Origin of the sequence: Hymenobacter sp. BT188 (assembly GCF_014333585.1) — a bacterium.
Classification (GTDB): domain Bacteria; phylum Bacteroidota; class Bacteroidia; order Cytophagales; family Hymenobacteraceae; genus Hymenobacter.
Window position 1 is genome coordinate 20,346 of record NZ_JACSCW010000001.1, and the last position, 12,997, is coordinate 33,342.

8 protein-coding genes are annotated in these 12,997 nt (G+C 53.5%); 6 read left to right on the forward strand and 2 right to left on the reverse strand.

The window, feature by feature from the left end; translation table 11 throughout:
* Positions 1-23 precede the first annotated feature (23 nt).
* The 5 genes from H8B13_RS00080 to H8B13_RS00100 all read left to right on the forward strand — a co-directional run bounded on the left by H8B13_RS00080 (position 24) and on the right by H8B13_RS00100 (position 9,099).
* A complete protein-coding gene (locus H8B13_RS00080) occupies positions 24-1,541 on the forward strand; it encodes a RagB/SusD family nutrient uptake outer membrane protein (RefSeq protein ID WP_187308810.1) in 1,518 nt (505 codons plus the stop codon).
* 33 nt (positions 1,542-1,574) lie between these two features.
* Positions 1,575-2,840, forward strand: coding sequence for a PKD domain-containing protein (locus H8B13_RS00085; protein ID WP_187308811.1), 1,266 nt, complete (start codon positions 1,575-1,577; stop codon positions 2,838-2,840).
* A gap of 45 nt (positions 2,841-2,885) precedes the next feature.
* The gene (locus H8B13_RS00090; RefSeq protein WP_187308812.1) at positions 2,886-3,770 is read left to right on the forward strand and encodes a glycoside hydrolase family 16 protein; all 885 of its coding nucleotides are present in this window, start codon (positions 2,886-2,888) and stop codon (positions 3,768-3,770) included.
* A 625-nt stretch (positions 3,771-4,395) separates the two neighbouring features.
* The gene (locus H8B13_RS00095) at positions 4,396-7,593 is read left to right on the forward strand and encodes a SusC/RagA family TonB-linked outer membrane protein (protein WP_187308813.1); all 3,198 of its coding nucleotides are present in this window, start codon (positions 4,396-4,398) and stop codon (positions 7,591-7,593) included.
* A 21-nt stretch (positions 7,594-7,614) separates the two neighbouring features.
* Positions 7,615-9,099 (forward strand): RagB/SusD family nutrient uptake outer membrane protein, encoded by a 1,485-nt coding sequence (locus H8B13_RS00100; protein WP_187308814.1) that lies wholly within the window; start codon positions 7,615-7,617, stop codon positions 9,097-9,099.
* A 218-nt stretch (positions 9,100-9,317) separates the two neighbouring features.
* Here H8B13_RS00100 and H8B13_RS00105 read toward each other — a convergent pair whose 3' ends face one another.
* Entirely contained in the window at positions 9,318-9,467 is a 150-nt protein-coding gene (locus tag H8B13_RS00105; RefSeq protein ID WP_187308815.1) for a hypothetical protein, read from the reverse strand.
* Positions 9,468-9,865: 398 nt separating this feature from the next.
* On the opposite strand from H8B13_RS00105, the gene H8B13_RS00110 reads away from it, so the two are divergent.
* Entirely contained in the window at positions 9,866-11,074 is a 1,209-nt protein-coding gene (locus H8B13_RS00110; protein ID WP_187308816.1) for a porin, read from the forward strand.
* Positions 11,075-11,228: 154 nt separating this feature from the next.
* Here the strand turns inward: H8B13_RS00110 and H8B13_RS00115 are convergent, their stop codons facing one another.
* Positions 11,229-12,818, reverse strand: coding sequence for a DEAD/DEAH box helicase (locus tag H8B13_RS00115; RefSeq protein WP_187309513.1), 1,590 nt, complete (start codon positions 12,816-12,818; stop codon positions 11,229-11,231).
* Positions 12,819-12,997: the final 179 nt, after the last annotated feature.

Sequence of the window (12,997 nt, forward strand, 5' to 3'; positions counted from 1 at the left end):
CCTTTCTAAACTCCCACAGAACAATGACTATCTCAAAATATACGTGCGGCGCTTTTCTGCTCACGCTGGGCTTACTGACCGGCTGCGGTGAGAAATTCCTAGAGGAGGCCCCCACCGACCAGATAACGGACGCTAACTTCTACAAAACCCAAACCGACGCCATTCAGGCCGTGACGGCCGCTTATAGCGAGCTGACGAAAGAAGGCCAGTACAATGCGGCTTTGTGGGCCATGGATATCATGGCGGACGTCTCGACTACGGGCGGCGGCGGCGGCGGCGATGGTATTGAATACCAGCAGCTCGACAACTACAATACTCCCACTACCAATATCATTGCTAACCGTCTCTGGGGCGGGTCCTTTATTGGTGTTCAGCGGGCTAATATTGTTCTGCAAAAGGTGCCCCTGATTACGAATATTGATCCCAATATTCAAAAGCGTTGCTTAGGCGAAGCACAGTTTCTGCGGGCTAAGTATTACTTCGACTTAGTACGGGCCTACGGCGATGTACCTTTGTATACTGTACCGCCCGTCACGGCGGCTGAGGTAAATATCCCACGTACGCCCGCCGTTCAGGTATATGCGCAGATCGAAAAGGATTTAATTGAGGCTATTGGTAATTTGCCCGCTTCGTATAGCGGGGAAGATATCGGTCGGGCTACGAAGTGGGCAGCTACGGGGCTGCTGGCCAAGGTGTATCTCACCCAGGATAAAAAGACGGAAGCCGCTCAGCGAGCTCGCGAAGTCATTGCTGGCTCCGGCAAAACCCTGTACGCCAACTACGCCGATATCTTTAAAGTAGAAAACGACAACGGCCAGGAGTCGCTATTTGAAGTGCAGTTCGTGAACGGCCGCAACCAATACGACCGAAACAATGTAGGCTCGGCGGCCAACCAGTTTTTTGCCCCCCGCGGCGGTGGACTCACGCCTGTAGGCGATGGCTACGGCTTCAACATTCCGGAGCCCGACTTCGTGAACGGCTATGAGGCCGGCGATACGCGCAAAGCCGTCAGCATCTTCTCGCCTGGCGACGCGTGGCCCGGTGGCGGAACGAATCCTGGTAGCCTGCCGGGTTCTCCCTTCGGTTACAGCTCCAAGAAATGGTTCATCGGTAAAGTGAACACCAACATCTGGGATTCGCCCCTGAATATGAAGGTAATGCGCTTGGCTGAAGTGTATTTGATTCTGGCTGAGGCCGTAGGACCAACAGCTGAAGGCGTAGAAGCTATCAACAAAGTGCGCCGCCGGGCGTTCGGGCTGCCTATTAATACGCCTTCTGCCGCCCGCGACCTGACCACGACAACTCCCAACTTCACGGATGCTGTGCTGCGGGAGCGTCTCTACGAGCTCGCCTTTGAGATGGACCGTTGGTTTGACCTGAAGCGGACGGGCAAGTTCATTACGCGCATGACGGAACACTCCGCTTTCCTGCGGACGCTTGGTGTGCAGCGCGGCGTACCAACGGCAACCAATCTGGTGCTGCCCATTCCGCAGTCGGAGATTGATGCCAACCCTGCTCTCATTCAGAACCCTGGCTACTAAGCCACTTCCCACCGACGATTTACTTCGATTTATATGAAAAATACCTGGAATAAAGCGGGTTTGGCGCTACTAAGCGGCTCGTTGCTGCTTGCCTCCTGCGACAAAGAAGACACGGGGCAGATAGAAGGGGTAGTGCCAACGGCCGATTTTACAGCTGCTGTTAATACCACTGAGTTTCCCACCGTTGTCACGTTCACGAATACCAGCCAGAATAGCTTCCTCTATCAGTGGGATTTTGGCGATAACTCTATTGGCAGCGGCGAAACTGTAACACACACATATCCGCGCGGTGGCACCTACAAAGTCCGGCTCATAGCCGCTGGCCGGGGTGGTACTGGCACTTCGCCCGAGAAGGACGTAGTAGTTCCTTCGCCTTGCGCTAATGCTTCCTTCGCGGGGCTCACTGACTGCAACGGAGGCGGTGTCACCGTCTGGACGTACTCACGCGCTGCCGGAGCGATAGAGGTACTGGCGGCCGATGACCGCACGGTGGTATCGAGCTCGGCTGCCAATAGCCTGCCTGCCTGCCAAGCCGACGATCAGTTCAGCTTCAGCAGCGGCTATCAGTATATCTACAAGAGTGGGGGGCAAACCTCTGTGAACGGTGCTTGCGCTACGGCCGCTGATGCCAATTCTGCCTTCCGGTTTCGCCCCAATGGCGGCGGCCCGGCCCAAATTGTTCTCCAGGCTGAGAATGCCTTCATTGGCACTTCCAGCCCCGCCTCGGCTCGCACCTACGACATCGTGGAAGCTACTGCCCAGCGTCTGCGTCTGAAAAGCACGAATGCCAACGGCACCAAAACCGTGGTAACACTCGTGCCCTTCAATGCCACTGACCCAATTCGTCAGCTGCTCACGGGTGGCTCGTCTAAAACCTGGATGCTCGACAACGCTACCGATGCGCCCATCATCGTGGGTACGGAAGGTAATCCGCTACAGTACTTTGCGGGCGTAAAGGCAGGCGAGTTGCCTACTTGCCAATCTGATGACGAGTACACATTCTCTGCGACGAACACGCTGACGTATAATGCGAAAGCTGAAACGTTCTCGGCGGCCGCTGGCTTTACCTGTCAGCCAGCGCAGTCGGGTACTTCCACTTTCACCTTTGGCCCAGCGAGCGGCACTGGCTTAGCGCAGTTTGTTCTGGCACGGACGAATGCCTTCATCGGCACCACCGATGCTTCGCCCACGGAGCGCGTGTATCGCATTATCTCCATCGATGATAAGAAGATGACGTTGCGGGCGGGTAGTGGTGCAAACGGGGGCACCGTGTTTACCATGAAATTCGTGGCCAAGTAAAGTCGTGCTGAGAGCTGTGGATGCTGTTGATTAACTGTTTGTTTTATGAGAAAAGGTAGCTTGAAGTACCATCGGAGCTTGGGGGGCATTTTTGTTGGTGCCGTATTGTGTTGCCTAACCGCAACGGCCTGCACAGAGGAAAAAGAAGCTTCTGTGCCAGCCCCAACGCCCACACCTCCCGCCGCCACTGAAGTAAACGCCGACCCCCGCGACTATAATCAGTACACGGAGCTGGTGTGGAGCGACGAGTTTGATGGCAGCGCTCTGAACCAGACAAAGTGGACCTATGAAGTAAGCGACAACTGGTTCAACAATGAGCTGCAAGCCACTACCAACAGCAGCGAAAACCTCTTTCTTACTGGCGGCAACCTAACCATTCAGGCGAAGCGGGAACAGTTGCGCAACCGGCAGTACACTTCGGCCCGCATCATTACAAAGGGCAAGCAGGACTTCGCCTACGGCCGCATCGACGTGCGCGCGAAGCTGCCCAAGGGCAAAGGTATTTGGCCGGCCATTTGGATGCTGGGCAGCAACGACAGCCAGGCCCCCTGGCCGGCCTGCGGCGAAATCGACATTATGGAGTTACGCGGCAGTCAGCCGGCGGTGAATATCAGTACCGTGCACTTTGGTAACACGGTGGCCGAGCGTAAATTTAAAGGCACGGAGATACGCTTGCCCAGCGGCGATTTTTCCGACGACTATCACATCTTCAGCTTGGTGCGCAGCAAGGGCCAGTTGCGGTGGTTTCTGGATGGCCAGCAGTATTTCACCATTACGCCCAACGACGCTTCCCCATATCCCTTCGACAATAAGTTCTACATGATTCTGAACGTGGCCGTGGGGGGCGATTTTGACGGCAACCCCGATGCCAGCACCACTTTTCCCAAGCAGATGCAGGTAGATTATGTGCGGTATTATCAGTACAAATAAAGCTGCTGCAAAAGCGTATTAGTTGACCTTTGAGGGGCTTTTTTCCGAGTAATCCTCCGCTTTTGCAGCAGTTGATAGTCCTTGCTCCAGACTGAGTAATTCAGTTTGGTAGTGAGTGTCAGAGCCGGTTCGTCGCGTTTGAGGTGCGAGCCGGCTCTTTGACTTTATTTGAGTATATCGGTTGAAAACACCTGTTTTCCTTAAAATGGGTATGGGTAAATCGATAGAGTAAATAGCATCAAAAAAGGCCCATTTTATCTGTGAAATCGCAGATAAAATGGGCCTTTTTTGTATCAGATTTTGGCTAATAAATAGACTGGTTTTTTAGCAAAAGCGAGTCGCAAAAACTGTTCGTTTGACCATTTTTATTTGTAGAGAATCAGCTTTTGAGAGTAGAATTTCAAGGATTAAATTGTTTAGAAAACTGATTAGATTCAGAGCGTAATCGTCTAAGTAATAATTATATAATAAAAAATGTATCTACATATGATGTAATTTAAGAAATAATGTTTGCTAACTCAATCGTTTACAATTTCATAATTCAAAGATCCAGTTGTTCAGGTAAAATAAAGCCCATTTCTTGTCGGCATCAGTTAAATTTTTTTTAACGCTTAAAAACCGACACATGAGAAAAATCTTACTACTGTGCATGCTTACAGTATTTGCCCTCCTTGTCCACCAAGTCGAGGCGCAGGTACGCACTATCTCTGGAAAGGTGGCGGCAGCAGATGGTAGCACGCTTCCGGGCGTTACTGTGGTGGTGAAGGGAACCACGCAAGGGGCCTCTACTGATGCCGATGGCGCTTACACCTTGGCAGCGGTGCCAACCACGGCTACTATCCTTGTGTATTCCTTTATCGGCTACGATACGAAAGAGGTAGCAATAGGGGATAAGACGACCATCGATGTGAACTTGGCGCCTAATACTACCGGTCTCGACGAGGTAGTAGTAATTGGCTACGGTACCCAGCTTCGCCGCGAGCTGACGGGTTCAGTAGCTACCATCAGCGGAACGGATATAGCTCAGAAGCCAGTGCAGAGCTTTGAGCAGTCGTTGCAGGGCCGCGCCCCCGGCGTGAACGTAACGACTCCTAATGGCGTGCTGAATACACCGCCCGTTGTGCGGATTCGGGGAGTGAACTCCATCAACCTCAGCTCGGCCCCGTTGTATGTAATCGACGGTATCCCAGCGTTCAGCGGCAACAATTCGGCTCTTTCCAGTGTGCCAAACAACCCGCTCAGCAACGTTAATCCCAATGATATCGAAAGCATTGAAGTGCTGAAGGATGCCGCTGCCGCTGCTATCTACGGCTCCCGGGCCGCGGGGGGCGTTATTCTGGTAACGACGAAGAGTGGCAAAAAAGGTCAGAGCCGTATCTCTCTCGATTCGTGGGTAGGCTGGAGCAAGCCCGTCCGCCTGTACGAAGTGCTGGGTGCTGAGGATTATATGTTGATCAAAAACGAGGCTGTTCGCAATCTGAATGCAAACCGCGCCTCCGTAGGGGCCGTTGCCAACAACCGGGAAGGATTCCTGCCTTCTTTTGATGCTGATGGGAATGTTGTTGACACTCGTTGGTATGATTACATCTACCGCACTGGCTTTTCACATTCCAACGCTCTGAACTTCTCGGGCGGTACTGAAAAGACGACCTATTATGCCTCGGTTGGCTACACGGGCCAGAATGGTATGTTGAAGAATAACGAATTTCAGCGTCTGTCGGGCCGGATAAACATCGACCACAAAGTCTATAAGAACTTCACCGTAGGCGCTCGTATCGGCTATTCTAATAACTACAACTCCTCGCCCAACTCTGGCTCAATTGGCGATGCCGCTTTCAGCATAGCAGGCTTAGGTCGGGCTCCGCTGGTATTGCCTCCAAACGTAGCTGCTCGCAATCCCGACGGCACTCCAAATATTAATACGGCGGGCAACGGCGTCGGGCCAGGAGCTAATACCAACCCAGCTCCTAACTACGCCCCCTTGGTCACGGGCTACTACAACCCACTGGTTGACTTAGAGAACAACTACTTCACCTCCGAAGGCAATGAGATTCAGGGTAGTTTGTATGCCAACTGGGAAATACTGAGAGGCCTGAACGTACGAACCACTTATGGTTTGAACAACAGTTCTTTCGAAGATCAGCTGTTCTATACTGCCTTATCCGGCGACGGCTATTCTTCGGGTGGACAAGCTGCCAACTATTTCCGCACCAACAAGCGCTGGAATTGGCAAAACACCGCTCAGTACGACCGTAGCTTCGGCAATCATAATGCTTCCATCCTGTTAGGTGGCGAGCAGCAGCGCACGCAGGTAGACCGCTGGGGAGCCAGCCGTACGCAGGTAGCTGACGACTTCTTTAACACGTACCAAGGCAACTACACCAACATTGCCGTATCGGGCAACTCCCAGGGAGAAAACTACTTAGTTTCTTACTTCGGCCGTTTGACCTACGATTTTGCCAAAAAATATCTGGCCTCTATTAATGTGCGTCGCGACGGCTACTCAGCTTGGGGCAACGAGAAATGGGGTAATTTCTACGGGGCATCTCTGGGCTACATTGTATCGGAGGAGCAGTTCTGGAAGGATGCCGCCTTTTCCAATGTCTTCAACTTCCTGAAGTTCACGGGTAGCTATGGCGAGGTAGGCAATAGCCAGGGAATTAATGACTTCGCTTCGTTGTCGACGTATGGTTCGGGCCTGTATGGCTCTAGTGCTACGCTGGGCTATTCCACGGCCGGCAACCCGGATCTGACGTGGGAAACCAGCAAAAAGACCGATGTTGGCTTTTCCTTCGGTGTATTCCAAGATCGGGTGCAGGGTGATTTCTCTTACTATCACAACCTAGTCGATGGGTTGATTCTAGACGTGCCCCAGGCACCTTCCAGAGGTGTCCCGAATAACACGATTGCAGCCAACGTAGGCTCCATGCGCAACACCGGCGTTGAGTTGAACCTTAACCTGCGGGCTATCCAGGGCAAGGATTTCAGCTGGACGGTTAACGGCAACTTTACAACCCTGAAAAACCGCGTATTGACGCTTGTTACTGAAGGCCAGCGCATTGCTACGGCTACTTCCGGTCTGGAGATTGTCAACTTCACGGAAGTGGGCCGGTCGGTGGGCGAAATCCTGGCTGTTCCCTCCATGGGCGTTAATCCGGCTAACGGTCAGCGGATGGTGCGCAAGATCGACGGCACCATCGTTCAATACAATCACTTAGGAACGTCCGGTCCCGGCTCCACGGGCTGGACAACGCTTGACGGCGTGAACACCACGGCTCCTACGCAGCTAGCCGACGGTATTTACTTTGGCCCAACGCTGCCCAAGTGGTACGGCGGCTTCGATAACACGTTCCGCTACAAGAATTTCGACTTGGGCGTATTCATTCAGTACTCGGGGGGCAATTACATCTATAATGGCACCAAGTCGGGTTTGCATGATCAGCGCTTCTGGAATAACGAGAAGGATATCCTGAACCGTTGGACCTCAGAAAACACGAATGCTGAATGGCCCCGCGTGGTGTACGGCGACAACGTGTCGAACGGCTCCGCGCTGGTGATATCGAGTAATGTAGAAAAGGGTGATTTCGCTCGTCTGCGCAATGTGTCGCTGGGCTATTCGGTGCCTTCAATCTTGGCTACCAAGTTGGGACTTGCCACCGCTCGCGTGTATGTGCAGGTGCAGAATGCGGCCTTGCTCACGAAATACTCAGGTATTGACCCCGAAATCTCGACAAACGGCAACAGCAATACGGGCTCAGGTGTCGACCGCAACTCCATCGGTCAGGCCCGCACGTTCACGGCTGGCTTCAACATTGGTTTCTAATTCTAGCTCCCTCTGATACAGATGAATACGATACTAAATAATAAGGCGAAGGTGGCTATCTGCACTGCCTTGCTAAGCATGGGAGCATTCTCCTGCCAAACTGATTTGCTGGAGCCGGTGCCCGAAACGGTGTTCTCCGACTTAGTGGTGTTCGACACTCCCACGCGGGTTGCGCTACAGGTTAATTCCCTCTACACATATGTAAAGGCAGGCGCTTTTTACGGTGGCCGCTACCAGGTGTATGGCGATATCCGGGCCGACGATTTTATCGTGCAAACGAGTAATAACGTGACGGGCTACAGCGTGTGGAATCATACGCTTACCGAGTCGTCGCAGAACGACGTTACCAATCTTTGGAACGCGGCTTATGCGGCCATTAACCAGGCTAATGTGTTCTTGGCTGGACTTGATGCCAACACGGCGAAGTTTGTCGCTCCGGCCTTTCCCGCCGACTTCGCAACTACTACGGCCAACGCTTACCGGGGTGAGGCCCGGCTACTTCGGGCGCTGAGCTACCATGCGCTTTTGCAGCTGTATGCTCGGCCATATGCTGATGGTCAGGGCAGTAAGCCCGGCTTGCCTTTGCGCATTATGGCAGAAACTGGCTCGACCAACAACGACTTGGCGCGCAGCACAGTAGCCGAAGTGTACGACCAGATTTTGGCTGATCTGATCTTTGCCGAGCAAAATTTGCCCCTAACGTATAGTGGTGCTGCCCTAAACACAACCAGAGCACATCGCAATACCGCTATTGCCCTAAAAACGCGGGTACTCTTGGCAATGGGACGCTATGCTGAGGTTATTACGGAAGCTAATAAGATTGTGTCTGCCGCCGCGCCTTTTACCGCGACTAGTGGCGTGACTCATGCTCTCAATCTTTCGATAACCGCCGTATTTACCTTTCCAGAGGAAACCTCAGAGAGCATCCTGAGCTTCCCGTTCACTGCTCAAAACGCTCCTGGCACCCAGAATCAGCTGGGATTTTACTTCCTGCCAGGCTCACGGGGTGGCAACGGTGAGTACGCGCTGAACTCTGATGGTATTCTGGGCAATACGGCCTGGTCGGCCACAGATGCGCGCAGAACGAACTTCGTATTCCGGGTCGGAACTACTCCTTTTCTGACGAAGTATTCCAACGGCTCTACTTCCACAAACCCGTTCCTGGATAAAGCGCCGGTTATTCGGTACGCTGAGGTGCTCCTGAATTTGGCTGAGGCGCGTGCTCGAGTAAACGGGCCCACCGATGCTCAGGCTTTGGCCCTGCTCAATGCTGTGCGTACGCGCTCTGCAGGCACCCCTTATACGCAAGCTACGGTAAGCAACATTCTGCTTGAGCGCCGTATCGAGTTTTTGGGCGAGGGAATTCGCAACCTGGATATTATGCGATTGAATGCAACGATTCCAGGTAAAAGCTCTGTCAGCGCTGTAGCACCATCAGATCCGCTGTATGTGTGGCCGATTCCGGCTGGCGAGCTACAGGCAAATGCGCTGATGACTCGCAACTAGACTATTCACCACAAACACCAAAAAGCCCCCCAACAATATGCTGGGGGGCTTTTTTTGGCTCGATGCGTATGCCACGCTCATGTGCACGGATGAAGATTCTGTGGACTAGAAATGAGAGAAATAAACTTTCATATTCAGGCTCACCATCAGCTCTAGATCAATAAAAAGCCCTGCCTACTTAAGTAGGCAGGGCTTTTTATCAAAACTGCGCAGCTAGCTTAGGGGTTAATGTGCTTGCGTTTTTGAGCACGACGCTGTTGGGCTTGCTTCACCCGGCGATACAACGCCTCCAGAGGCGTTTCTACTTTTTTCGTGGTAGTAGCTGCATCTTTCAGCTCTTCAACCTTTTTTGTTTTGGTAGGCTTCATAAGGGAAGTATTTAGGTGCTTATCAACGGTAGATATTCCGAGAAGGATACATTTACTCATTGAATTGCCAAATGTAAGGCCTTTTTATTCAGGCATCTATTTGCTGATTTTTTACCTCCCCTTGCTTAGTACCTTCATTTGCCTGTTCAGGGTAGGTGTAATGGCAGGTTGAATAAGCAAATGGGCTGTAGAGCGAAGTGCTGCTTTTCCCTTACTCAGCAATATTGTCTAGACCTAAAAAAGCCCCCCAGACCAACACTAGGGGACTTTTTATTCTCAAAATGATGCATCCTGACGAATAACCTCAAGGCCGGCAATTCATTCGTAATATTAAGGTCACACTTAGGTAACATAGGGGTAACATATAATGCCGCACTTTGTGCCAGCATTATCCTTTCATGAAGAAATTGTTACTCAGCTTGCTGGTTTTATTAGCCAGTCAAGCTTACGGTCAAATGGCCGACTCGCTGCCTCCAACCCCGCCGGCTGCTAAAAAATGGTACCAGAACATTGCTATCCGGGGCTACGCGCAGGCACGCTACAACCGTTTGCTTGAGACCAACCCCGACCTGACCTGTGAGCAGTGCGACAGGTCGTGGGGCAGAAATGGTGGATTTTTCCTGCGGCGGGTGCGGGTAATTTTCTTCGGGCAGCTGCACGAGCGCGTCTATTTTTATCTGCAGCCTGACTTTGCCAGCGTTCCAAGTGGGAGCAGCTCCCAGAACTTTGGGCAATTGCGCGATGCCTACATCGATCTGGGCCTGGATAAGGCTAGCCGTTTTCGGCTGCGGATAGGGCAGAGCAAAGTGCCTTATGGATTCGAGAATATGCAGTCGAGCCAGAACCGTCTGGCCCTCGACCGCAATGACGGCCTAAATAGCGCTGTGGCTAATGAGCGGGATCTAGGAGTCATGTTTTACTGGGCGCCTACGGCCGTGCGGCAGCGCTTGGCCCAGCTCGTCAAGGATGGACTCAAAGGCTCCGGCGACTACGGCATGCTGGGCGTGGGCGCTTACAATGGCCAGACCGCCAACCGCCCGGAGCTTAACAACCAGCGCCACATAGTAGCGCGCTTCACGTACCCGCTGGTCATGGGTCGGCAGATCATAGAGCCGGGACTACAGGCCTATACCGGCGAGTACGTGGTAGCCAAGGATCAACTGTCGGCCCGCGTGAAGTACCGACCCGACCTGCGCTACCCCGATCAGCGCGTGGCAGCCACTTTCGTGCTTTATCCCCAGCCGTTCGGGGTGCAGGCCGAATACAATGTGGGCCGAGGCCCCGAGTTTAACCCCCGCACCGATAGCATTGAAACCCAAAACCTGCACGGCGGCTACATGCTGCTGAACTACCGGCTACGCTATAAACAGCAGCAGCTTTATCCGTTTCTGCGCATTCAGTACTACGATGGCGGCAAAAAGCACGAGCGTGACGCCCGCAGCTACACCGTGCGCGAGGCCGAAATCGGAGCGGAGTGGCAGCCGTTCAGCAGCTTCGAACTGGTGGCCATGTACACGCTTTCCTCGCGACGCTTCGAGGATTCTCAGCGACCCCGCAACCAGGAGCGCGGTGGGTTGTTGCGCCTGCAGGCTCAAGTCAACTTTTAAGTAGTTAATTACCTTGCCCGACTCCCAACAGGCTGCGAGGTAGGTGACCCACTTGCCTAAGCTAGTTCCGCCAGCAACTTTAGGAGTTTGGCAGCTTGGCTTCCTATAAAAAAAAGCCCCCCAGATAGTTATCTGGGGGGCTTTTACTTGAGTTCTACTCTTTGTCAGCTACTGAAGGCGCCGCTTGCGCGGTCTCGGTGCTGCCGCCTTCAGGCCGCGGACCACGACCATTGCGGTTGCGGCCACCGCGCTTGCGACGCTTCTGACCTTCACCAGTGTCTCCTTCAGCCCGAGGCTCGCGTGGTGGGCGTGGTGGGCTGCTGCCATTCGTTGGTTCTCCCTCAGCTCTGGGTGCACGTGGCTCCCGCACTTCGCCTTCTGGGCGCGGGGCACGTGGCGGGCGCTGGTAGGGCTGGGCGGGCGCACCACCGGCATCGAGGGCAGCCAGGGCCGCGTTAGCCTTGGCAATACGCTCTTTCTGTGCCGGATCGTTGGCATCTGCATCGCGGCGGGGTGGGCGGCTGCCATCCCGAGGGCCTTCACGGCGGGGGCCACGGCCGCCGCCATCACGCGAGCTGCCACCGGCTGAGTGTCCATTGCGAGCCGGACGACCACCAATTTTGCCCCCCAGACCACTAAAGCGCTTCGGGTCAAACTCCGGGGCGGGGCCTAAGCCCAATTCCTCGGTGATATTCTTCTTTTCCAGCTCCCGCTCAATAAGCTTTTCAATCTTAAGAACGCGGTCCTGGTCCTGGTCGGCAATGAAGGTAATAGCCGTGCCGGTAGTAGCCGCGCGGGCCGTGCGGCCAATGCGGTGAACATAATCCTCGGCTGCCCGCGGAATATCATAGTTCACCACGTGCGAAAGGCTGTCGATATCAATGCCGCGGCTGAGCACATCGGTGGCTACCAGAATCGGGAACTGCTTGTTCTTGAAGTCACGCATGATCTTCTCGCGCTCTTCCTGAGTGCGGTCGGAACTAATGCCCTGGGCCACGTAGCCTAGCTTATTGATAGACCGCACAATGTTGCCCACTGCTGCTTTTTGCGAGGTAAACAGTACCATACTCTGCACATTCTGGGTTTTGAGAATGTGTTCTAGAATGTAAATTTTCTGGCGGTCGAAAGCCATGTACAGCTGCTGATCAATGCCAGCAGCAGGCTTGGACACGGCCAACCGAATTTCCTCGGGCTCATTGAGAATCTGCTTCGAGAAGTCGCGGATTTTATTGGGCATGGTTGCCGAGAACAGCAGCGTCTGGCGCTTTTTCGGCAACTGCCCCACGATGTTGAGGATGTCATCAGAGAAGCCCATATCCATCATTTTATCGGCCTCGTCCAGCACCAGATACTTTATCTGATCGAACTTCACATAGCCCATTTGCAAGTGAGCAATCAGGCGACCGGGCGTAGCAATGATAATGTCGGCTCCGCTGGTGAGGGCGCGCTTCTGCTGCTCCCAACCTTCACTTTTGCCGCCGCCATAAATGGCTATGCTGCTGGCTTCTACGAAGTAGCCGAAGCCCGTTACCTGCTCATCAATCTGTGTGGCCAGCTCGCGGGTGGGCACCAGAATGAGGGTCGAAGTGTGGCCGTGCTTGGCGTGCGAGATGCGGTCGAGGAGGGGGAGGAGGTAGGCCGCCGTTTTGCCGGTACCCGTCTGGGCGCAGGCAATCAGGTCTTTACCTTCAATAATTTTGGGAATCGCCTGCTCCTGTATGGGCGTGGCGTTCAGATAATTCATGGCATCCACACCGGCCAGAAGGTCGTCGTGGAGATTAAACTCGCTAAATTTCAAGGTGCAGCTAAGTGAAGTGAAGAAATAGCTGACCTTGTTTTTCTGGTCAGCGAACCGCTTGATTTAGTGCAAATATACGCCATTTTGAAGCGCTGCCATTGGGGCTACATTTGCTTGCATCACAG

Bases quoted from the DNA above. Each gene is read 5' to 3' on its own strand.
- H8B13_RS00090 (WP_187308812.1), top strand. From the start codon at position 2,886: ATGAGAAAAGGTAGCTTGAAGTACCATCGGAGCTTGGGGGGCATTTTT.
- H8B13_RS00080 (WP_187308810.1), top strand. From the start codon at position 24: ATGACTATCTCAAAATATACGTGCGGCGCTTTTCTGCTCACGCTGGGC.
- H8B13_RS00115 (WP_187309513.1), bottom strand. From the start codon at position 12,818: ATGAATTATCTGAACGCCACGCCCATACAGGAGCAGGCGATTCCCAAA.
- H8B13_RS00110 (WP_187308816.1), top strand. From the start codon at position 9,866: ATGAAGAAATTGTTACTCAGCTTGCTGGTTTTATTAGCCAGTCAAGCT.
- H8B13_RS00105 (WP_187308815.1), bottom strand. From the start codon at position 9,467: ATGAAGCCTACCAAAACAAAAAAGGTTGAAGAGCTGAAAGATGCAGCT.
- H8B13_RS00100 (WP_187308814.1), top strand. From the start codon at position 7,615: ATGAATACGATACTAAATAATAAGGCGAAGGTGGCTATCTGCACTGCC.
- H8B13_RS00095 (WP_187308813.1), top strand. From the start codon at position 4,396: ATGAGAAAAATCTTACTACTGTGCATGCTTACAGTATTTGCCCTCCTT.
- H8B13_RS00085 (WP_187308811.1), top strand. From the start codon at position 1,575: ATGAAAAATACCTGGAATAAAGCGGGTTTGGCGCTACTAAGCGGCTCG.